The sequence below is a fragment of the Lientehia hominis genome (assembly GCF_021044755.1).
Taxonomy (GTDB): domain Bacteria; phylum Bacillota; class Clostridia; order Lachnospirales; family Lachnospiraceae; genus Lientehia; species Lientehia hominis.
The window spans coordinates 78003-99851 of the sequence record NZ_JAJNOR010000007.1 but is presented as its reverse complement, the minus strand read 5'-3'; the positions used below and the strand labels follow the sequence as shown (position 1 = coordinate 99851).

The 21849-nt window shown below is 51.3% G+C and carries 16 protein-coding genes; 7 read left to right on the top strand and 9 right to left on the bottom strand.

Features of this window, described 5'->3' with window-relative positions; all coding sequences use genetic code 11:
* Positions 1-14: 14 nt before the first annotated feature.
* The 9 genes from LQE92_RS12030 to LQE92_RS11990 form a co-directional block, all read right to left on the bottom strand.
* Positions 15-2159 carry a carbohydrate-binding domain-containing protein gene (locus LQE92_RS12030; RefSeq protein ID WP_231063201.1) on the bottom strand — a complete coding sequence of 715 codons (2145 nt, stop codon included), beginning with the start codon at positions 2157-2159 and terminating at the stop codon, positions 15-17.
* Positions 2160-2248: 89 nt separating this feature from the next.
* Positions 2249-4735, bottom strand: coding sequence for a transglutaminase-like domain-containing protein (locus tag LQE92_RS14560; protein ID WP_231063200.1), 2487 nt, complete (start codon positions 4733-4735; stop codon positions 2249-2251).
* An 18-nt stretch (positions 4736-4753) separates the two neighbouring features.
* The gene (locus tag LQE92_RS12020; protein WP_231063199.1) at positions 4754-6001 is read right to left on the bottom strand and encodes a DUF58 domain-containing protein; all 1248 of its coding nucleotides are present in this window, start codon (positions 5999-6001) and stop codon (positions 4754-4756) included.
* 14 nt (positions 6002-6015) lie between these two features.
* Positions 6016-6948 carry an AAA family ATPase gene (locus tag LQE92_RS12015; RefSeq protein WP_231063198.1) on the bottom strand — a complete coding sequence of 311 codons (933 nt, stop codon included), beginning with the start codon at positions 6946-6948 and terminating at the stop codon, positions 6016-6018.
* A gap of 197 nt (positions 6949-7145) precedes the next feature.
* Positions 7146-8201, bottom strand: a complete 1056-nt coding sequence (locus LQE92_RS12010) for an NAD(P)-dependent alcohol dehydrogenase (RefSeq protein ID WP_231063197.1) — start codon at positions 8199-8201, stop codon at positions 7146-7148.
* Positions 8202-8315: 114 nt separating this feature from the next.
* A complete protein-coding gene (locus LQE92_RS12005) occupies positions 8316-10607 on the bottom strand; it encodes a hydratase (RefSeq protein ID WP_231063196.1) in 2292 nt (763 codons plus the stop codon).
* A gap of 75 nt (positions 10608-10682) precedes the next feature.
* Positions 10683-13592, bottom strand: a complete 2910-nt coding sequence (locus LQE92_RS12000; RefSeq protein WP_231063195.1) for a sensor histidine kinase — start codon at positions 13590-13592, stop codon at positions 10683-10685.
* 29 nt (positions 13593-13621) lie between these two features.
* Positions 13622-14323, bottom strand: a complete 702-nt coding sequence (locus tag LQE92_RS11995; RefSeq protein WP_231063194.1) for a response regulator transcription factor — start codon at positions 14321-14323, stop codon at positions 13622-13624.
* Between the two features lie 140 nt (positions 14324-14463).
* Entirely contained in the window at positions 14464-15153 is a 690-nt protein-coding gene (locus tag LQE92_RS11990) for an HAD family hydrolase (protein WP_231063193.1), read from the bottom strand.
* Between the two features lie 226 nt (positions 15154-15379).
* Between LQE92_RS11990 and LQE92_RS11985 the strand changes: the two genes are divergently transcribed.
* The 7 genes from LQE92_RS11985 to LQE92_RS11955 are packed head-to-tail and all read left to right on the top strand — an operon-like array spanning position 15380 to position 21838.
* Positions 15380-15691 carry a hypothetical protein gene (locus tag LQE92_RS11985; RefSeq protein WP_231063192.1) on the top strand — a complete coding sequence of 104 codons (312 nt, stop codon included), beginning with the start codon at positions 15380-15382 and terminating at the stop codon, positions 15689-15691.
* Between the two features lie 6 nt (positions 15692-15697).
* Entirely contained in the window at positions 15698-16744 is a 1047-nt protein-coding gene (locus LQE92_RS11980; protein ID WP_231063191.1) for a V0D/AC39 family V-type ATPase subunit, read from the top strand.
* 16 nt (positions 16745-16760) lie between these two features.
* Positions 16761-18707 (top strand): V-type ATP synthase subunit I, encoded by a 1947-nt coding sequence (locus tag LQE92_RS11975; protein ID WP_231063190.1) that lies wholly within the window; start codon positions 16761-16763, stop codon positions 18705-18707.
* 14 nt (positions 18708-18721) lie between these two features.
* Complete coding sequence (locus LQE92_RS11970; protein ID WP_231063189.1) at positions 18722-19168, top strand: ATP synthase subunit C; 447 nt, start codon at positions 18722-18724, stop codon at positions 19166-19168.
* On the top strand, positions 19168-19476 hold the full coding sequence (locus LQE92_RS11965; RefSeq protein ID WP_231063188.1) for a V-type ATP synthase subunit F: 309 nt from the start codon (positions 19168-19170) through the stop codon (positions 19474-19476). Before LQE92_RS11970 ends, LQE92_RS11965 begins: the two co-directional genes overlap by 1 nt.
* Before the next feature lie 15 nt (positions 19477-19491).
* Complete coding sequence (locus tag LQE92_RS11960) at positions 19492-20079, top strand: V-type ATP synthase subunit E (protein ID WP_231063187.1); 588 nt, start codon at positions 19492-19494, stop codon at positions 20077-20079.
* Positions 20072-21838 (top strand): V-type ATP synthase subunit A, encoded by a 1767-nt coding sequence (locus LQE92_RS11955; RefSeq protein ID WP_231063186.1) that lies wholly within the window; start codon positions 20072-20074, stop codon positions 21836-21838. The genes LQE92_RS11960 and LQE92_RS11955 overlap by 8 nt, the downstream gene beginning before the upstream one ends.
* The last annotated feature ends 11 nt before the right edge of the window (positions 21839-21849 follow it).

The window sequence follows — 21849 nt, the reverse complement described above, 5'->3', positions numbered from 1 at the left end:
GAAAGTTCCTCCGTCTATGACTGTTCCTCTGTGCTCTTGCTGCTCTGCCGTTTTTCGTTTCCGCGGCCTCCCATGCCTCCCATAACTCCGGCGCTTGCATAAGCCCCACTGTCATCCACTGTGGTAACAGAGCCGTTTAATGTAATATCACATAGCTTTGTATCTCCGCTGTACAAAGTAAACGTCTCCCCCTCGGTGATGGATTCTGTGCTGAACTGGATGCTTGCATAATCCTTATCCGGTTCAAACTCCGCCAGAATATCACCGGCACTGTTTGTCAGAGCCGCCCGTGTTCCCGCGGCCTGGGTCTCCGAGTATATTACCACAATCGTATTCTGAGAGGATTCCGCCCCCGGAGTCTGGAGCATGCCGGTGCTGCCGGCTAAGACCAGCCTGCCTCCGCTTATCAGGAAGCTGGAATCATAATCCAGGGCGCCGTCTCCGTTGCTGACCGGACCGCTGACATATACTTCTCCGCCGCTCATCTCTATGGACCCGTTGGAATCCAGACCGTCTCCGCCGGCATTTACTTTCAACACTCCTCCTGTGACAGATATCAGATAACTGCTTTCATTCTCAAAACTGTCCCGGCCAAAGTTCCCGGCGGATGTACCGGAGGAATCATTGCCTCCGGCGGCGTTGACGCCGTCATCGCTGGCAGTCAGTTCAATATCGCCTCCGCTTACTATGACGTTAGCTCCTTCCAGGCCCTCGTAGCACTCTGTGATCATAATACCGCCTCCGCTGACCATAAGCGTCCCGTCGGCGTGCATTCCATCGTCACCAGTAGCTATTACAAAAGTTCCTCCGCTGACCATAAGATCGCCATTGGAATGAAAGGCATCATCGGCGCTGTCGATAGTATAAGTTCCTCCGCTGATCTCCAGGCGGCTTCCGGCTTTCAGGCCCTTGGCACTGTCTGCAGCAGCCGCATCTGCAGACTGGTCTGCCGCCGGTTCCGTTTCCCCGTTCTCGTACGAAGCTGTATCCTGTTCATCCGGAAGGCTCCTGTTTTCTCCTTCCGGAAATGTCATATCCTCTCCGCCAGGTCTGGGCATACTTTCTCCATCCGGTAATTCCATACTTTCCCCTTCCGGAAAAGTCATATCACCGTCCTCCGGCCTCTTGCCGCCTGAGCCGCCGGGCATCTGCCCTCCGGGTCCCATCTGGCCGCCGATGTCTCCGATACTTGTATGGACAGCCCCGTTTTCACTTCCGCCCCCACATTTGATCTGATACGTACCTCCGTCTGCCACCAGCATTGTTTCTGCCTGGAATCCATCTTCCTCCGCAGTGATATGAAATTCTCCGTCTATTATGTGAATCCATCCGCAGCCGCTGTCTGTATCGTTGCTGGACTTAAAACCGTCAGATGAAGAGTTGACCGTATAGCTGCCTCCGATGACAGTCAGAGAATCCTTTCCCCGTATGGCATCATTGGCGCTGTTGATCACATAGATCCCACTGACCAGGACAAGACTGTCCTTGCTGTTAATGCCATGATTAAAATTTGCATTTACCGTAAGGCTCCCAGCTCCGTTGATGACCAGGTCGTTCTTGCAAAAAAGCGCTGCATTCGGCTCCTCCTTCTCCTGATCGTCATATGTATAAGAGCTTCCGTCAGTAAGAACATTTTCCGTACCTTCGGCAAGGGTGACAGTTATTCTGCCTACCAGTCTGCCATTGAGCGGCGCACTGTCGCCGCAGGTGATTTCCACGCCGTTAAGTATAAGCCGCACATCCGTTTTTTTGTCCGTATCCACCACCAGCTGGCCGTCGTCTAAAGTTCCGCTTATCAGATAGACTCCGCCCTTTACAATCGTCACCGTACTACCGTCCACCTGAACTCCCTCGCCGACTGCATCCGCACTATTCCCATTTAAGGACACCGCCGCTGTCAGGTCCTCATCGCTCCAGGAAGAATCCAGGTCCTCGTCATCATAAGCTTCCGCCATGGCGGCGCGTATAGCGTCTTCATCTGCCGCCGCTGCCTCTGAACTGCTCCCATCTCCTTCCTGTGCACTGTCAGAAGTTATATCGGCGCCGGAAGTGCCTGCGGTCTGGCTACATCCAAAGAGAATCCCTGTCAAAAGCAGAAGGATCATAAATACAGCCAGTCTCCCCTTCTTTTTCCCTTTACGTTTATATCCGTCAGTCATCTAATCCTCCTTTTCCGTTCTAAAACGGCTGATGCTGTTTCTTCTTTCTTGGGAGGATTATAATACAATAACCTTAAATCTAACTGAAATCAAAACAGGCCCCTGATATATTTCGCGTGGATACGCCTTATACCGGACAGTCTCTCTTCCGGTTCTGTCCTCATAGTCTCCGCGTACTTGAGCAGCTCCTGCAGCTCTTCTTCCGTTATCCTGTGCTGGCTGAACCGTGCTTTCGCCGCCAGACCGTGGATCTCATCCGGTATGGAAGGCGATTCTTCCTTCCCAGACCCGCTGCCCAGCGAAGCCAGTCCAATGATATAAGCATACACGGACAGCGCTGCCTTATTACGGTTTTTCTGACGGAAACGCTTCGCCCGCATGCTGAACCGCAGTCTCCGGTTCAGCACCAGACCTGCAGCCGCCACTATTACCGCCAAGACTGTCCCTGCTGCACCCATAACTGCCAGCCTGGCTCCTCCGCCTCCAATCGGATCATCCTTGTCTTTTTCATTCTCTGTCTGCTGGTCCCGGACGGCCTGAGCAGATGTGGTCTCTTCCGATGTCTCAGTCTCTTCCGGCGCCTCCGTCTCTGGTTCTGTCTCCTCCGCTGCTTCCCCGATTCCTGTGAGAAACCGGATGTCTTCTCTCACCGCCCCGGTAGTCTCCACCGGTATCCAGCCCATACCGCTCACATAGATTTCCACCCAGGCGTGGGCGCTGGAATCGGGAAGCCGAACCCATCCGTCTTCATCTGTTTCCGCCTCCGGCGATACCGCATAACCCTCCACATATCTGGCCGGCACTCCCGCCGAACGCAGAAGAAGAGCCGCAGCAGAGGCGAAATGTCTGCAGTAGCCCTGATGGTTCTCTGTCAGGAAATACTGCACAAAGTCTTTTCCTTCCGGGGTGAGTCCTGGGGTCAGCGTATACGTGTTCACGCTCTGCACCTGATATACTACCGCATCTGCAAAAGCTCTTGGATAAGGATAATTTTCAGCCGTCAGGCCATTGACTTCCCGATATTCATCCAGGAAAGCTTCCAGTTCCTCCGGCACCTCTGTATAAGTGTCATAGACAAAATCCCTGTATTTCTGGGCGGACCATACGAATCCCTGCTGTTCCGGCGTCATTATGGAAAGGATTGGCTCTGTGACATCCCATTTTTCCAAAGGCCAGTTCTCGCCCTCCTCCTCCGGGCTCCCTTCCAGGCTCTCCTGCATGATTCCAAGACCCAGCTCGTTAAATTCCACCCCGTTTCTCATTTCACTCTGAAGATACCGGCTCAAAATTCTGTTATACAGGCTCATATATAAATGCTGTCCGCTGAAGGTATGGGCCTGCATCCTGTAATACTGTGTGCCGAAAAGAGAATTTCCCGAGCGCAGTCCCGTGTCTCCGATAAACTCCATCGAGGGAAGCTCGTCCGGCAGATTGATGAGTCCATATGGAACATAGATACACCGGGGATTCGTTCCTACGTTATGGACTGTAAGGTCGTACGCATATACCTCGTAGTCTTCCCCGCAGTCCAATAACCGGCTGAACCAATATGGGAAATTCTGAACCTTTTTATCCCCCAGTATTTCCGCCAGCTCCTCGTATTTTTCAGCGGGAAGCTCCTCCCATGTCTGACCGGTATAGACACTGCCGACAAATCCTTTCAGATAATCAATGTCTTTCTTCGCCGTTTTCACCTTAAGCATGGTCTTTCCCGTAAAGCTCAGATCTCCCGACGACTGCAGATTCACCCTGCTTGTCATCCCGGCGATTCCCCCGCCTCTGAATATGGCTGAGATATCAGCTCCGTCCAATATCCCCAGTCTCAGATTTTCGACCATCCCAAATCGCTCATAGTTTTTCTCGGGGAATAAAAGGCCGATACATAAAAGCGCCGCGGCAAACACCGCCGTCAGCACAGCAGGCGCGGCCCCTCTGAGAGATACTCCGTCACAGACCAGAAGCGCCCAGAAGATGAAAAGCAGAGCCATCCACCTATAATCCGGTATTTTGCCGACCACCAGAGATGCTCCAAAAAAAGGAATCGTCGCAGTGATGCAGAGAAGGTAACGTTTCCTTCTGGCAGTGAGGAAGAGCACCAGAAGGAAGACGAGCACCGCCATGACATAGGACGCCGCTATAGCGCACATCCGGGCAGTATCTGCTTCTGAAGCCAAGCCAGTCATGACCGGCAGCATGTCAAAGTTGGAATTATCCACATATACCTGTATGATATCGTTGACAATAAAGAGAATCCCCTGCCGCAAGCTGTCCTTCAGCAGATACCCTGTCCACACAAATACAGCCAGCACAGCGGCCAGGCAGGCCAGCCGGTTCTTTCTGGCAAAAAAGAAAAAGGTGAAAATCACAGACACTGCCGTCACGGTGCCTGCTGCATACGCCAGCGGAAAGGAAAAGGAAAATCCAGAATAAAAGCTCCCGAAAGCTCCCAGGCTTCCCAGCATCACTAAAAATAAACAGGAAAAATAACGGACGATCTGCGTCCGTTTTCCCGAAGCGATTCTGGCCTCTCCTATGGTAAGACCCGCGGCCTTCTGTTTCTTTTTCCTGTTCCTCACAAGCGGTCCTCCTGTAGATCAGATCTCAAAACCCTTCATTCCTTCTGCCTGCCGTCCTTCTTTCAGGACTCTCCATTCCGCCCCCAGGCTCTCCGCCGCGGCTCTGCCTGCTCCTCTCGGCTCAGGGCCATTTTTCTCTCCGCCAGATCTTCTGTCTGAAGCCTCCGCTTTCTTCATCTGAAAGATACTGACGGAAGCAGCTTCCTTCTCCCCGCATAAAACAGCGGCCTCTTTTTCCGTGAGTCCTGTGCAGAAATAAAGAATCCTGGATATATGTTCCTCTTCCAGACAACCGGCTATCACATTTGTGCTGTCAGTACATCTCCCTGATGAGAGGATTTCATGCAGCATCTGGTGAAACGCTTCCTCATCCTCTATTTTACGCACCAGGAATTGTCCTCCCATATCTGCTTCCTGCCACCATCCCACTCTGTGGCAGATTCCCTTTTCCGTCAGGAACCAGGATACCGAAGCGGCCGTTTCCATCAGGCTGTCCGCCAGGCCTCCCCTATCTGCCGTCCCCACCATATCGAGCACCAGCAGTATCCGGCTGCTCACCGGCAGGCTCCCTTCCTTCATCATCAGCTCATTTCGTTTGCTGGAAAGCTTCCAGTGAATTCTGGAGATTCGGTCTCCTTCCCGATATTCCCGGATATCGAAAAGCTCAGCCGGATCGTCCCCCGGCTTTTCCGCTGAATATTCGCCGCTCTCCCAGTCCCGGACCGACTGCTCCCGCAGATCCATCTGATAGGGCCGGATATCGGGCTTCACCGAGACCGCCGCGCATCTTCCCGCGGCTTCCTTTATTGGAAACGCAAACAACCAGAGATAATCGTATAGCTTTACCTGCCGGATCCTGCAGGTCAGATTTCCGCAGTATTCCGAAGAGACCGGAAAAGAAACGAGCTGTTCCTTTTTTCCCATCACAAGAGCCAATGTTTTTGTTTCCTCCGTCCGCAGCAGCTCATTTTTCACCGACATCCAGACACGGATCCGTTTTCCTCCCAGCCGTGAATTTCCGGTGAAATACATCCGGACAGCAAAGGGCTCCCTCTTTTTCACCGTATAGTTTTCACTTCCTCCGTCCGCCCCTGCCTGTAGTCTCACTTGCAACCTGGTTCCGGAAAGGAGGGTCAGCACAAGGGATAAGATGGGAAGAAAGCAAAAAAACAAAAGAAGATAGAAGGAGAGATAATCCACAAAGAAAATATGAAAGACCAGCAAGCCAGCCAAAATCAAACCATATTCCAAACGCTTAACGGCCATAGGTCCTCCTAATCCTAAATCAGTCTCGGAACAGGCACTGTCTTCAGGACCTGTCCCAGGATTCCATGGGCTGTAGCGTTGTTCAGTCTGGCCTGTGGTCCCGTGACAAGGCGGTGCTCCAGCACGTCGAAGAATACAGACCGGACATCCGCCGGCACCACGTAATCACGTCCGGATATCCACGCCGCTGCGCGGCTCATTTTAGCCAGAGCGATGGTCCCTCTGGGGCTGATGCCTGTCCGGATCATGGCGTGGCTCCTGGTCGCCCCAGTCAGCCTGGCAATATATAGGTAAATCTCATCTGCAATATAAACACTCTCCGCCTGCGCCTGCATCCGAAGGATCTCTGTACCAGTCACAGCCTGACAGACCTCCTCCAGCGGATTTCTCCCCTGTTTAGTCTTTAAAATAGCAATCTCCTCTTCCAGCGTCGGATATCCCATGGACAGCCTTACTATAAACCGGTCCAGCTGGGATTCCGGAAGAAGCTGAGTCCCCGCCGAGCCAGCCGGGTTCTGTGTGGCAATCACTGTGAATGGCTTCGGTATTTCATGGGTCACGCCGTCTACCGTGACCTTTCCTTCCTCCATTGCCTCAAGAAGAGCGCTCTGTGTCTTGGAGCTGGTGCGGTTTATCTCATCCGCCAGAAACAAATTGCAAAGTGCCGGTCCCGGCTGATATTCCAGCCGGCCCGCCGCCTGGTTATAGATTGTAAAACCCACTACGTCCGCAGGCATCACCTCCGGCGTAAACTGAATCCTTTTATACTCCAGATCCATAGCTCTGGAAAAAGCCAGGGCCATGGTCGTTTTGCCGACTCCTGGCCTGTCCTCCAGCAGAATATGGCCTCCCGACAGGACTGCCATCAATACCTTTCCTATTACCACATCCTTGCCGATGACCGCTTTCTTTACCTCATTTATGATCGCCGCCGCTTTCTGATACATAATCTATTCTCCTCACACCGTATATGCCCGTAATATCTGTTTATGGTTTCCATTATATCGTACTGGAGCCGGCTCCAGTCAAGGGATATGACTCCAAAAATTCTTAATCCTTTCTGAAGTTCCCGGAAAGAGCAGATATGTCCCGTCTGTTTATCCAAAAAAAGGAACCGCCATATAAAAAAGCGGTTCCTCTCATTTTATATTAATACCACCGGTTTGATCAAATCTGCCGGTTTATCCTTCATCAGAAGCAGGGCTTCCTCCAAATGTTCAAAACCCTGGAAATGATGGGTGAGGAGCCGGCTGGTATCCAGGCGCCCTGTTTCCAGAAGAGACGCCAGTTTCTCCATTCTGAGGCGGCCTCCCGGCATCAATCCGCCGGCAATGGTCTTATGGCCCATTCCCACTCCCCATTCTACCCTCGGAATTTTCACATATGCCCCGTCTCCCAGATAGTTGACATTCCCAATCCGTCCGCCCGGTTTCAGGATGGCGACCGCCTGGGCAAAGGTGTCCACATCCCCTCCGGCGATCACGACCTTATCCACCCCTTTTCCGTGTGTCTTTTCCATGATCTGTTTTACGATATCGCCTTCTCTGTAATTGATGATATCCGTCGCTCCGTATTCCTTTGCCGCCTGAACGCAGTTCTGTCTGGACCCCACCGCGTAGAGATGAGATGCTCCTCTCAAGGAAGCGCCAGCTACCGCCATAAGGCCCACAGGCCCAATGCCGATCACGCAGACAGTGTCCCCATACTGAACATCCGCCAGCTCCACGCCGTGGAATCCGGTGGGCACCATATCACAGAGCATTACTGCATCCTCCGCCTTTACGCCCTCCGGAAGGCGCGCCAAATTAGCATCTGCTTCGTTCACATGAAAGTACTCCGCAAAGACACCGTCCTTAAAATTTGAAAACTTCCAGCCTGCCAGCATTCCTCCGGAGTGCATGGAAAATCCGGCCTGAGCTTCCAAAGAGCCCCAATCCGGAGTAATGGCCGGTACTATCACCTTATCGCCCGCTTTAAAGTCTTTTACCATTCCGCCGGTTTCCACGACCTCTCCCACGGCTTCATGGCCGAGTATCATATCTGTCCGCTCCCCGATCGCGCCTTCCCAGACTGTGTGTATATCGGAAGTACATGGAGAAAGGGCGATAGGCTTTACGATGGCATCCAGCGGCCCGCATTCCGGCACATTCTTTGTTATCCATCCCGTCATTCCTATTCCCAGCATTGCATAACCTTTCATTTACATGCTCCTTTCCAGATTCTGTTTATTACTCTTAAATAGTTTGACCGGAAAAGAACAAATCATACAAAAAAAGGATACGGGTTTTGCCCGTATCCTCCCTAATATTATCCTCTATTTTGACGCTCTGTAATAGTTGATCAGACACCCGTCCAGAATAATCTGGCGTTCGTCATCGGTCATCTCACCCAGCTTCAGCTCAAACTCCTTCATGCCTCTGCCTGTTACATAAGCCTTGACGTGGTCTTTCTTCTGGAGCACCGCTTCCCGAATGCCCGGCACAAAGATCCAGTCTCCGTTTTGGAACGGCAGTCCTTCTCCTTCTATCAAGAACGGGAGCATTCCCCAGTTGATCAGATTGGAGCGATACCGCTTAGTCGCATAACCGTTGGCGATATTCGCCCAGCCCCCCAGCACCTTCTGACAGGACGCTGCCTGCTCTCTGGCGGATCCGTCGCCCGGTTTTACCGCAAAGATCGTGCTGCCGATTCCCGTATTGTTCCGGTCCGCGTCCTTAAATTCGGACCGGACTGCTTTCATGGCCTCTTTAACCTCTGCCGAAGCTTCGCAGGGATCCTCACCGTTCATCCTGGCCTTTTCCGCCGCCTGAACCGCTTTGGCCCTGCCCACATACTCTGGATCTTTCCTGGATAATGTGAACTCCGCCAGTCCCAAAGGATTGGAACGATAGGAAGATGTTTCTCCGGAAGGAATCAATTCATCGGTCGTTGTGACAGGATCATGGATCTCTGACACTAGCTTCAGCAAAAGATTATCCGTCAGCGCCGCCATGGCGGGCCAGTCTTTGATATTCGGCCCAAATTGGATCTCTGCAGAAGGGTCCGCGATTCCTTTGCTGTCAAATACCCGGTTTTCATAGATTTCTTTATCAAAAAAGTATTTGGGCTTTGTATAGTTTACATCGATATCAGTCGCAGGCGTCAAACGGCCCTTGTTGACGGCCGTTGCCGCTATGGAACGTGCGTCCATTAGTGCCACCGACGCAATCTGTCCGCTCTGAAGCTTAGAGCCCTCGCGGTTAGGGAAATTTCTGGTGGAGTGACGGATACTGAAAGCTTGATTGGCCGGAGTATCACCTGCTCCGAAGCAGGGCCCGCAGAATGCTGTCTTCATCACAGCACCTGTCTGAAGGAGTCTGGCTGCCGCACCGTTCTTGATCAGTTCCATATAGATTGGCATACTGGCCGGATATACGCTCAGCGTAAACGCGTCATTTCCAATGCTCGCACCGTCCAAAATGTCCGCTGCATCACAGATATTCTCAAATCCGCCGCCGGCACATCCGGCGATGATTCCCTGGTCCACATAGAACTTCCCGTCCTTTACCTTGTCCTTAAGCGTAAAGTCCACGGCGCCTCCCAGACTCACCCTGGCCCGCTCTTCCACATCCGCCAGAACATCAGTCAGATCAGCGTTTACTTCTTCAATGGTATAAGTATTGCTGGGATGGAACGGCATGGCTATCATCGGCTTCACTGAACTGAGGTCCACCTTGACGATCCCATCGTAATAAGCCACCTTCCCCGGCGCAAGTTCCTTATATTCCTCAGAACGTCCGTGAATCTCATAAAATTCCCTGATCTTATCATCCGTTGTCCAGATGGAAGAAAGGCATGTAGTCTCAGTGGTCATGACATCCACGCCAATCCGGAAATCAGCACTCAGCCCTGCTACTCCGGGGCCTACGAATTCCATCACTTTATTGTTCACATATCCGTTGGCGAATACCGCCCCGATGATGGCCAATGCCACATCCTGAGGGCCCACTCCCTTTTCCGGTTTTCCTTCCAGATAGATGCCGACCACACCGGGCATATTGATATCATACGTTTTATCCAGAAGCTGCTTCACCAGCTCCGGTCCGCCCTCGCCCATGGCCATGGTTCCCAGCGCCCCATAGCGGGTATGGCTGTCGGAGCCCAAAATCATCCTGCCGCAGCCCGCAAGCATCTCTCTTGCAAACTGATGGATGACCGCCTGATGGGGCGGCACATATACTCCACCATATTTTTTCGCACAGGTGAGACCAAACATGTGATCGTCTTCATTGATAGTTCCGCCTACAGCACACAGGCTGTTATGGCAGTTGGTAAGTACATACGGCACCGGAAATTTTTCCAGCCCGCTGGCCCGTGCCGTCTGGATAATCCCTACAAATGTAATGTCATGGGATGTCAGCTTATCAAATTTTATCTTCAATTTCTCCATGCTGCCAGAGGTATTATGCGCTTCCAGAATCCCATATGCCATTGTATTCCGGACCGCCTCTTTTTTGTCTGGGCATGCCCCCAGGCGGGCGCTCAGCCGTGCCGCACAGTCTATATCATCTTCGATCAGCTCCGTACCATCAATGAGGTAGGCGCCGTGTTTCCATAAAGTAACCATGGTTCATCCTCCTTACTCGCTGTCTTTCTCCCCCATTATCGTGGAATTTTCACTTCAAGTCAAGTGTAATCGTCTTCAGTGCCTGGTGAATTCTTCTTCTTTTAAAAGGCCGCTCTTTCGCAGTTCCTCCAGAGCTTCCTTTACCAGCGCCTCTTCTGTCTCCTTTTCAGCTTCCGAACTTTTTCCTGTTATTTCCTCCGGCATTTCAGCCGTCCCCGTCTCCTGGGCCGGCGTATCCTGCATCCGGACATTTTCCTCTGTATTTTCTTCTGGAAGGTTCTCTGCCCGTTTCCGGCCCTTCCCCCGAATCTTTCTTTTAAGCCGGAGCTTTCTCGTTTTTTCTTCCTGGCGGGCCCCTTTGGCGGCAGCTCCGTCCTCCCCGCGTTCCTCTCCCGCTTCCGGAAGCTGATCATTTCCCTCGTTTTCTTCAGCCAAGACATCTTCCTCCGGTTCTTCTTCCGAGATCTCAAACTGTACCGTCGCCTGGAACAGATCCCCGTTCAGGTAGATGTCAAAAATGCCCCCCTGGACCTCCGTGAGGCTTTTGGCAATGGAAAGACCCAGGCCGCTGCCTTCCGTAGTACGGGACGTATCCCCTCTTGTAAAGCGTTCCGTCAGCTCCTCCGCGGTGATGTTCAGAGGCGACTCCGAAATATTCTTTATCGTAAAGCAGGCAAAGCCATCCTGCTCCTCTACGCTCACATATACTCTGGTATGGGGCATCGCATACTTCTTCGTATTCTGAAACAGATTCTCTAAAATCCGCCATAGTCTCCGCCCGTCGGCGATCACGTGAACAGAATGCTCCGGAAGCATGACAACAGGAATCAGCTCCCTCTCTTCAAACTTCTCGGAAAACTCTCCGCAGGCCTGTTTTACCAGCTCCACAAAGTTAATCCTCTCCATCTGCAGATTAATGTTCCCGGAACTGGCCCTGGACGCTTCCACCAGATCCTCCGTGAGGTTCTTAAGTCTCTGAGATTTCTGCTCCAGCACCTCCAGGTACCGTTTCACCGTCTCATTCTCGATGTTCTCCCGTTTCATCAAATCCACATAATTAATGATGGAGGTCAGAGGTGTCTTGATATCATGGGACACATTCGTGATCAGATCCGCCTTCATGCGCTCGCTTTGTACCGCAGTGCTCACCGCGTCCTGAAGTCCCGCTCCGATATGGTTGATGCAGTTCACCAGCTTCTTGTCGTCTGCGAACATTCCCTCATCGTCAATGGCGTATTCCAGATCTCCAGCGGAGATCATCTCCACGCCTTCCAGAATCTTCTTCCTCTTTATCACCGCCCAGAGAATAATGCCGGCTGCCGTCAGCTGCACCCCCACAAACACAATGATTCCCAGCATATACAAAAACAGAGACCCCCAGAACCGATTGATCGTAATAAACATGCACAGCGGAATCGTTACGACCCAGTATATAAATATGACTGCCGCCGCTTTCCCGCTGGCCGGCCAGCCCCTCACCATGGCCATGATCCAGATTCCCAGTTTCACGAACAGTTTCCGGAGCAGACTGTTTTTCCACAGCACCCCCGCTTTCAGTCGTTTCACCAGACTGAAAAAGCCTATCAGAGCTATGATAGCTGAGACGATGACAGAAATCACCTGCATGACCGTATATATCAAACTGGAGGTAAAAAAATTCTTAGCAAAAAAGTCCGCCAGGAACGCACACAGGACAATAAAGACGAGAATTCCGCCTAAGATCGTGACCGCCGCCGGTTCCGTGGCCCACCTGTCAAACTTATCCAGCCAGATCTCATCATAGTCCTCTCTGTGCCCCACCGACGCCAACAGGTAAATAAAGGCCAGTATGCTCCCCAGCATGCCTGCGATAATCGCCGGCAAAGACGCCATCAGGATAGGACGGCACTGGCGGAATCCATCCGATATCTGCTTGTATTCATCCTGTACCAGATAACGGGTGTCCAGCCCTACGGTAAAGGACGCGCCGGAATCCACTCCAACCAGAGCCGACGCCATGTCGTCCAGATTCCAGTATTTAATATCCGTTTTGGTAAAATTACTCCGGATCCTGTGAGTGCTGTTATCATAGGAAATATACTTTTCAAGTCCCCGGATGGTCTCTTCCCTCATGGAGGAATCGTTGGTCTCCATAAGGCCGGAGCTCGTCTCATATACGATATAGCGGAGGTTAGTCTCTTCTCCATCCAGCCGGTTTTTCAGATCATAATAATTGCCCAGAAGCTGCTCGCCCCCGTCATACAAGGACTGCAGATCCACGGTTTCATTTACCTCTTTCTGCTGCATGTAGTCATGAACCAGCTCACATCTCTGCCCCTCATAGATCAGGATCTCCGCCGAACTCACCAGCTCTACCCGCACCGGCCACGTACTTTGCTTATATTCATCTTCCCAGTTGTTTTCTTTGATAATGGCTTCTTTTCCTTCATCGGAAATATCATACCAGTCTCCCGGATCGGTTTCATAGGTTATCCCATAAAGCTCCGCAAACTGGTTCAGATAACCGGCCCGCTCCGTATCAGACCAGGAGCCCTCTTCCAGATTCTGATATGCGTCTGCTGTCTCCGAATTTTCCTCTCCCACGGAATAGGACCGTATCTTCACCGATTCAGCAGCGCCGGTACCGCCCCCCTCCAGAACCTGGTTGATCGTGTCCAAATCTTCCAGGCACAGGTTATATTGGGTACCATTGATGCTGACCACGTAAAGAGGCGTCGTCCGGTTGAGTTCATCCTCATCTCCAAACAGGCGCGCCAGCACCACATATTGAAAAATGGCTTCCGTATCGTCCAGAATCTTCCGCTCCAGAGTTTCCGTGTCTTCGAATCTTCCGTTTTTCAAAAGCTCCGTTTTGCTGTACAGGAAATTCCCGAAATTATTCACATAGTAAAGGCCCAGGCCGCCCGCCAGCGTAATGCTTATGAATAAAATAAACAAAAACAATGCCCATACTTTCTTTTTCCGCGTATATTTCCTGATCTTCACGGCGGACCTCCTCCTGAATTTCCCGGTTGTTATAGCTTTTCTACTTTATATCCTACTCCCCATACTACCTTTAAATAGGTAGGGTTTTTCGGATTGATCTCTATTTTCTCCCTGATATGCCTGATATGCACAGCCACAGTATTGTCCACTCCGATGGCCTCTTCATTCCAGATATTCTCATAAATCTGCTCTATGGAGAACACCTTTCCGGCATTCATCACCAAAAAACGAAGGATATTATATTCCATCGGGGTGAGCTTCACCAGTTCTCCGTCCAATGTCACTTCCTTTGTATCATCGTTGATGCAGAGCCCGCCGGTCTTATGAATGGTATCCCCAGCCTCCATGGCCATAGTCCCCAGCTTCGTATAACGCCGGATATGGGACTTCACCCTGGCCACCAGCTCCAGGGGATTGAACGGCTTGGTGATATAATCGTCTGCGCCGATATTAAGGCCCAGAATCTTATCCACATCCTCCGATTTCGCCGACAGGATGATGATCGGCACGCTGCTTGTCTCCCGGACCTTAAGCGTCGCCCGGATGCCGTCCAGCTTCGGCATCATCACGTCGATCAAAAGCAGCTCGACTTTGTTTTCCGACAACAGGCGTATGGCTTCCTCACCGTCATAGGCTTTCAGCACCCGGTACCCTTCCTGCCTCAGATAAATATCTATTGCTTCCACTATTTCCCTGTCGTCATCACACACCAACACTGTCGTTTCATCCATTTCATACTCCTCCTGTTTTTTTATCTGTCTTTTTCCTTATCTGTCTGTATCCGCCGGATATCCGCAAAACCCTCCGCGCCATAAAACTCCATATCTTAATCATCATAGCAGGATAATCCAAATATCCGCAGGAGATTTTCTTAATTTTTCCTAAATAATCCCTGTACGGCTTTATGGATATCCTCTGCTGTCCAGGCAATATAAACGGCTCCGTTCTCATGAAGTTCTTCGTATCCACGGAATCCCCAGGTCACTCCGACGGTATCCATGGACGCATTCTTTCCCGTCTGGATATCCGTTTTCGAGTCTCCTATATAGAGTACGTCTCCGGGAGCCAGTCCCATGATCCCGCAGAGTTCCAGGGCCGAAGCCGGGTCCGGCTTCTTCGGTACCCCCTTCCGTTCTCCAAAAACTCCGGCAAAAGGAATCCGCGGAAAAAACTTTTGTATGAGCTTTTCCGTATAATCGGTACGTTTATTGGAATTGACCGCTACCTGAACACCCTCCGATACCAGACGATCAAGAAGCCCGTCAATTCCTTCGTAAGGCCTGCTTTTTTCCAGATACCTTCTGTCATACGCTTCCAGGAATCTCCTCAGCATCTCATCGATGACGGCATCCTCTGCCTTCACCTCTTCCGGTACACTGTTCTCCATAAGATTCCTAAAACCCCTTCCCACTTTCAGGCGGTAAGCTTCTGCAGGCCAGACAGGATATCCCATCCCGGCCAGCGCCTCATTGACACTGTCTGCCAGATCATCCAGCGTATTGATAAGGGTCCCGTCCAGATCAAAAATGACCCCTTTATAGTATCTCCCATTTTGTCCCATTTCTTCCACCTTATGCCTTTCCTGTTCAGCATGTCTCCGTCTTCCAGAATATTATAGCATATTCTGTTTTCTTTCACTACCGGGATTTCTTCAGGGCTCTTGTGTGATTATACAAAATTGCGTCCCGCCAGCAATACATTTTTCGCCGATATTACTATGGTATTTTTCAGTGCCCGGTGCCATAATAGATGCAAACTAATTCTCCATGCAGCAAAGGAGGGAAACTATGAATCCAATATTAACTAAGATCGCGGATATCGAAGCGACAGCCTCCGCCATACTGGAAGAGGCCGCTCAGAAAAAAGCGGCTTACGCGGGGGCGATGAAGCAAAAGGCCGATAAATTTGACCGGAATACAGACATCCGTACCAAAGATATCCTGGAGAAAAAGCGGGCGGAATTCAATGCCCAGACAGAGGCTGACGTAAAGGCCCTGGAAGCGCAGACAAAAAAACATATTGCGGACCTCCGTGAATCCTACCGGGAGCATCATGCAGCTTATGTAAAACAAATCATCATCAATATGACCAAGGAGTGATTCTGCATGGGAAACCTATTTGCCTACAGTGGCATTACCACCAAGATACGGGCCATGCAAAGCAGACTTCTGAAAAAGGAAGACTATCAGAATCTATGCAGCCTCCGGAGCGTCTATGAGGCCGATGCCTATCTGCGCCGGTGCCCCACCTACGAGAAGCTGTTCATCAGCGTGGGTACCGAGGACCTGCACCGGACAGAGCTGGAAGGGCTCCTACATTATTCTCTGTATGAAGATTATGGAAAGCTCTATGGCTTCTCCAACCTGAGGCAGAGGAAGTTCCTGGACCTGTACTTCCTGAACTATGAAATCTCCGTGCTGAAGACCTGCCTCCGGTCCGTATTCTCCGATACACATTTATTCTACGACGTATCTCTGTTCAAGCCCTTCTTTGACAAACATTCCAAGTTCGACATTGAAGCGGCCGCCCACGCCAATTCCATGGCTGATTTTCTTTCCTGCCTGAAGGATTCCGAATATTACAAGGTGTTTTCGGAAGTGGAACGCACGGGGAGCGCAGCTCTGTTCGACTATGAGAACCATCTGGATTTATACTATTTCCGCAAGTCCTGGAGCAACCTGAAGAAATATCTGAAATCCGATGAGCAGAAGGAAGTGCTGCTCTCTTTCGGCAGCCGCCTGGATATGCTGAATATCCAGTGGATATACCGTTCCAAGAAATATTACAGCTTGAGCAGCGCAGAGGTCTATGGGCTTTTGATTCCTATTACCTACAAGCTGAAGACAGAACAGCTGAAAGCGCTGGTGGACGCAGAGAGTCTGGATTTGTTCTTTTCGGCGCTCCGGGAAACGAGATATAAGACCATGGAGGAATACTGGACCCGTGACAACATATCATTGGAAGACAGCTTCCGTTTGATCCTGGACAAAATCTACAAACGCCAGAGCCAGAAGGATCCTTATTCCATCGCCACATTAAACGCTTATCTCTACAATAAGGAACAGGAAGTGGAAAACATAACCACCGCCATTGAAGGCATCAGGTATCATCTGGATCCTGATATCATACTACAGCAAATCAATCAACTTTAAGGAGGGGCACACAGAAATGATAGAAAAAATGAAATTTCTGAGTATCACCGGCCCGAAAGAGCAGATTGACCGGGTGACAGAACAATATCTGTCAAAATATGAAATGCACCTGGAAAACGCCCTCTCGGAGCTGAAAACGGTAAAAGAGCTGACTCCTTTCATTGAACCCAATCCCTACAAGAGCCTGCGCGACAAGGCGCACGCCCTGCTCCTGGAGATTCCGGAAAAAGGATCCGCCGCTCCAGTCTCCCTGTCCAGGGAAAAGGCCGTCTGCATCATTGAGAATCTGGATGCGGAAGCTTCTTCCATCCGGGACCGGAAGATCCAGCTGGAAAAGGAGGGAAAGGATCTAAAGACCCAATACGAGACGGTCCTGCCTTTCCGCGGATTGGATTTCAATATCGAGGATATCTTAAAGTTCAGCTTTACCAAGTTCCGCTTCGGCCGGTTTGCGATGGCCGATTACCGTACGTTCAAGCAGTTCGTCTACGATGACCTGGATACGATTTTCTATCCCTGCTACAGCGACAGCGCGTATGTATGGGGTATTTTCTTTGTGCCCCAGTCAGAATTTGACAAGATTGACACCATTTATTCTTCTCTTCATTTTGAAAGCACCTTCTTGTCCGAGAAATACACCGGGACTCCTCAGGAGATCTGTTCGGACTATGAACGTCTGATAAAAGAAAATGAAGAGGCGGCCGCCGCCTGCAAAAAGGAATTGGCCTCTCTTCTGGATTCTCATTACCAGGAGCTGATCTCCGCAAAGGAAAAAATGGATTCCCTGATCTCCACCTTTGATATCCGGAAAATGGCGGCGTGTACCCGGGCCGGCCACAATATGTTCTTCATCCTCTGCGGATGGATGACGAACAGGGACGCTCTTGCCTTTCTGAAGGAAGTCCGTGAGCATGACCCGGATCTCTACTGTGTCCTGGAAGACGAACAGCCTAAGGAAAGCGAGCATTTCCGAACGCCGCCTACGAAGCTTAAGAATCCAAAGCTGTTCCGTCCGTTTGAGATGTTCATCCGGATGTACGGCATGCCTGCTTACAATGAATTTGATCCCACTATTTTTGTGGCGCTGACTTACGCGTTCATATTCGGAGCCATGTTCGGAGACGCTGGACAGGGCCTCTGCCTGATCGTCGGCGGATTCCTGATCTACCGCTTTAAAAAATCCAACCTGGCCGCCGTCATCTCAATGGCCGGCATTTTCTCCGCCATATTCGGCGTCTTGTACGGCAGCTTCTTTGGATTTGAAAACGTCATAGAGCCTCTTTGGCTGACACCCATGAAAGCTACCATGACTCTCCCTGTGGTGGGAAACCTGAATGTAGTCCTGGTAGTCAGTGTCGCTCTGGGCATGGGCCTCATCCTGGTCTCCATGCTGTTCAACATCTATAACGGCATCAAATCCCGAGACATTGGAAAAATTGTATTTGATACCAACGGGGTTCTGGGCATCATTTTCTACGGTTCCGCCGTGGCGACCATTGTCCTGTACATGAGCGGCCATGCGCTGCCCGCGACCATCATCCTGATGATCGCCTTCATTGTTCCGCTTATCCTTCTTTTGTTCAAGGAACCCATCATTAATCTTCTGGAGCGGAAAAAGGAAACTCTTCCCGGAGGCCCGGTCATGTACCTGGTGCAGTCCATATTTGAACTGTTTGAAGTAGTACTAAGCTATCTCACCAACACCATTTCCTTTGTACGTATCGGAGCGTTTGCCCTGAGCCACGCGGGGATGATGCAGGTCGTGCTGATGCTGGCGGGTGCGGAAAACGGGGGAAGCCCCAACTGGCCTGTGGTCATCATCGGCAATATCTTCGTGGCCGGCATGGAAGGCCTGATTGTCGGCATCCACGTACTCCGTCTGGAGTATTATGAAATGTTCAGCAGATATTTCTCAGGCTCCGGCCGGGAATTTAAACCTTTTAAGACGATTACCAACAAATAAGGAGGACTTTTGTCATGACTATGGTTACAAAATTTCTTTTGATCGCAGCACTTGTGCTCAGCATCATTCTTCCCTTCGGCGTATATCTCATGGGAGAAAGAAGGAAGGGACGCTTCAAAAAATCTTTGGCTGTCAACGTTTTTTTCTTTTTCGGTACCCTGGTGATCGCTGATATCATGCTGTTCAGCGGCAGTGCTGAGGCAGCCGGCGCCGCTTCCGAAACAGCTGCTGCCGCTTCCAGCTCCGCCGCGGGCCTCGGCTACGTAGCCGCCGCACTCTCCACCGGTCTTTCCTGTATCGGCGCCGGTATCGCCGTGGCATCCGCTGCCAGCGCGGCTCTTGGAGCTATCAGCGAAGATTCCTCCGTCCTCGGCAAATCCCTCATCTTCGTCGCCCTGGCAGAAGGTGTTGCTCTGTACGGCCTGATCGTATCCATCATGATCCTTGGCAAATTAGGCTGATGAAACTGTTTTTGATCAGTGACAACATTGACACTCTGACCGGCATGAGGCTGGCCGGAATCGAGGGCGTCGTTGTCCATGAAAAGCAGGAGTTTAAGAATGCCCTTGATAAAGTCAGGTCCGACAAGGACATAGGGATTGTCCTGCTGACCGAATACTTCGGCAGAAGGTTCCCGGAGATCGTGGATGATCTGAAGCTGTCGGCTAAGATTCCTCTCTTCGAGGAAATCCCCGACCGCCACGGCACCGGGCGAAGCCCTGATTTTATCACTTCCTATGTAAACGAAGCCATCGGATTAAAGCTATAAAGAGGGGTGAACGACTTGACGACGGAAGAAAAGCTACAACAGTTCAGAAACCGCTCCATGGAGGATGCCCGGGCCCGAGGGAACGCCATTTTCCATGATTATGCGGACGCTTTAGATAAAATATATGAAGAGCACGTTGCTGACGTCAACGCCCAGACGGAAGCCCAGATCCGGACGGAGACGGAACAGCTGAAGCGGGAAGCCAACAAAGAATTGTTCCAGGCACAGATGGATATCAAACGGGAACTGAGCCAGGTGGAGGCTGACCTGAGAGCTCAGCTCTTTTCGGAGGTTTCCGGCGCGCTGGAACGATTTATGGATACTCCGGAATATGAAGATTTTCTGATTCGGAAGATCATCCGTGCTAAAAAATACGCGGGTGACCAAAACCTGATCGTCTATATCGATCCTGCCGATTCCCATAGGAGCCGTGCCCTGGAAGCCGCCACCGGCGTGCATCTGACCATGAGCCAGGAACTCTTTGGAGGCGGGATCCGCGCAGTCCTGCCGGACCGCCGCATACTGCTTGATTACTCCTTCAAGACCTTATTGGAAAAAGAAAAGGAGAATTTCTCATTTGAAGGAGGGATATCCTATGAATAAGACCGGCACCATCCATGGAATCAACGGCCCAGTTATTTATCTGAAGGGAAACCCCGGATTTGCCATGTCTGAGATGGTATACGTGGGGAAGGAACGTCTGGTGGGCGAAGTCATCCGCCTCACCTCCGACACCACGACCATCCAGGTATTTGAAGAGACCACCGGCCTCCGCCCAGGCGAGCTGGTGGAAGGCTCCGGTGCTTCTCTGTCCGTCACTCTGGCGCCCGGCATCCTGAACAACATCTTTGACGGCATCGAACGGCCTCTCGGCCAGATTGCCGAACGCTCCGGCGCTTATATCGGCCGCGGCGTCAATGTGGACGCCCTGGACACAGAAAAGCGCTGGGACGCTCACATTACCGTAAAGGAAGGAGAACAGGTATACGGCGGCACCATAATCGCTGAAGTGCCGGAGACCCCCTCCATCGTCCACAAGGTCATGGTGCCTCCGGATGTTTCCGGCCAGGTCATCTCCGTGGTGCCGGACGGAAGTTACACGATCAATGATGTCCTGGTCACTCTCAACTGCCCTGACGGTACTCAGAGGGATCTGACCATGACCCAGAAATGGCCCATCCGGGTTCCCCGCCCTACGGCAAAGCGCTATCCCTGCACCATGCCGCTTGTAACAGGCCAGAGGATCCTGGATACTCTGTTTCCCATTGCCAAGGGCGGCACGGCGGCAATACCCGGGGGCTTCGGCACCGGAAAGACCATGACCCAGCACCAGATCGCGAAATGGTCTGACGCCAATATCATTATTTATATCGGATGCGGAGAGCGTGGAAACGAAATGACCCAGGTCCTGGAAGACTTTTCAAAGCTGACAGATCCTAAGACGGGCCAGCCCCTGATGGCCAGGACCGCTTTGATCGCCAACACTTCCAACATGCCTGTCGCCGCCCGTGAAGCAAGCATCTATACTGGTGTGACACTGGCAGAATACTACCGGGATATGGGATATCATGTGGCCATCATGGCCGATTCCACTTCCCGATGGGCAGAGGCTCTCCGAGAGCTGTCCGGCCGTCTGGAAGAAATGCCCGCCGAGGAAGGCTTTCCGGCTTACCTGGCTTCCCGGCTGTCCGCCTTTTATGAGCGGGCCGGCATCATGCAGACTCTGAATGGAAATGAGGGTTCTGTCTCCATCATCGGCGCCGTTTCTCCCCAGGGGGGCGATTTCTCCGAACCTGTCACGCAGAATACCAAACGGTTTGTACGCTGCTTCTGGGGTCTGGATAAATCACTTGCTTATGCGAGACATTTTCCTGCCATTCACTGGCTGACCAGCTACAGTGAGTATATGTCCGATCTGAGCGCCTGGTACACTAAGAACGTGGATAAAAATTTTATCAATTACCGGAACCAGATCGTTTCCCTTTTAAACCAGGAAAGCAGCCTTATGGAAATCGTAAAGCTCATCGGCAGCGACGTTCTCCCCGACGATCAGAAGCTGGTCATGGAAATCTCGCGGGTCATCCGTCTTGGATTTCTCCAGCAGAACGCATTCCACCAGGAGGATACCTGTGTCCCTCTGCAAAAGCAGTTTAAAATGATGGAAACCATTTTGTACCTGTATTCCCGGTGTAAATCCCTGATTTCCATGAACATGCCGGTATCCATTCTGAAGACAGAAGACATTTTTGAAAAAATAATTGCAATTAAATATGATGTGCCCAACGACAAGCTTGAGCTGTTCGACGATTACAAGAAAGCCATCGACCAGTTCTATGACCGCATCATGGAAAAGAACGCATAAGGAGGCAGAGG

What these genes read in the sequence shown, in the direction of transcription:
- LQE92_RS12030 (WP_231063201.1), bottom strand. Translation starts at nt 2,159, where the DNA reads ATGACTGACGGATATAAACGTAAAGGGAAAAAGAAGGGGAGACTGGCT.
- LQE92_RS12020 (WP_231063199.1), bottom strand. Translation starts at nt 6,001, where the DNA reads ATGGCCGTTAAGCGTTTGGAATATGGTTTGATTTTGGCTGGCTTGCTG.
- LQE92_RS12015 (WP_231063198.1), bottom strand. Translation starts at nt 6,948, where the DNA reads ATGTATCAGAAAGCGGCGGCGATCATAAATGAGGTAAAGAAAGCGGTC.
- LQE92_RS12010 (WP_231063197.1), bottom strand. Translation starts at nt 8,201, where the DNA reads ATGAAAGGTTATGCAATGCTGGGAATAGGAATGACGGGATGGATAACA.
- LQE92_RS12005 (WP_231063196.1), bottom strand. Translation starts at nt 10,607, where the DNA reads ATGGTTACTTTATGGAAACACGGCGCCTACCTCATTGATGGTACGGAG.
- LQE92_RS11995 (WP_231063194.1), bottom strand. Translation starts at nt 14,323, where the DNA reads ATGGATGAAACGACAGTGTTGGTGTGTGATGACGACAGGGAAATAGTG.
- LQE92_RS11990 (WP_231063193.1), bottom strand. Translation starts at nt 15,153, where the DNA reads ATGGGACAAAATGGGAGATACTATAAAGGGGTCATTTTTGATCTGGAC.
- LQE92_RS11985 (WP_231063192.1), top strand. Translation starts at nt 15,380, where the DNA reads ATGAATCCAATATTAACTAAGATCGCGGATATCGAAGCGACAGCCTCC.
- LQE92_RS11980 (WP_231063191.1), top strand. Translation starts at nt 15,698, where the DNA reads ATGGGAAACCTATTTGCCTACAGTGGCATTACCACCAAGATACGGGCC.
- LQE92_RS11975 (WP_231063190.1), top strand. Translation starts at nt 16,761, where the DNA reads ATGATAGAAAAAATGAAATTTCTGAGTATCACCGGCCCGAAAGAGCAG.
- LQE92_RS11970 (WP_231063189.1), top strand. Translation starts at nt 18,722, where the DNA reads ATGACTATGGTTACAAAATTTCTTTTGATCGCAGCACTTGTGCTCAGC.
- LQE92_RS11965 (WP_231063188.1), top strand. Translation starts at nt 19,168, where the DNA reads ATGAAACTGTTTTTGATCAGTGACAACATTGACACTCTGACCGGCATG.
- LQE92_RS11955 (WP_231063186.1), top strand. Translation starts at nt 20,072, where the DNA reads ATGAATAAGACCGGCACCATCCATGGAATCAACGGCCCAGTTATTTAT.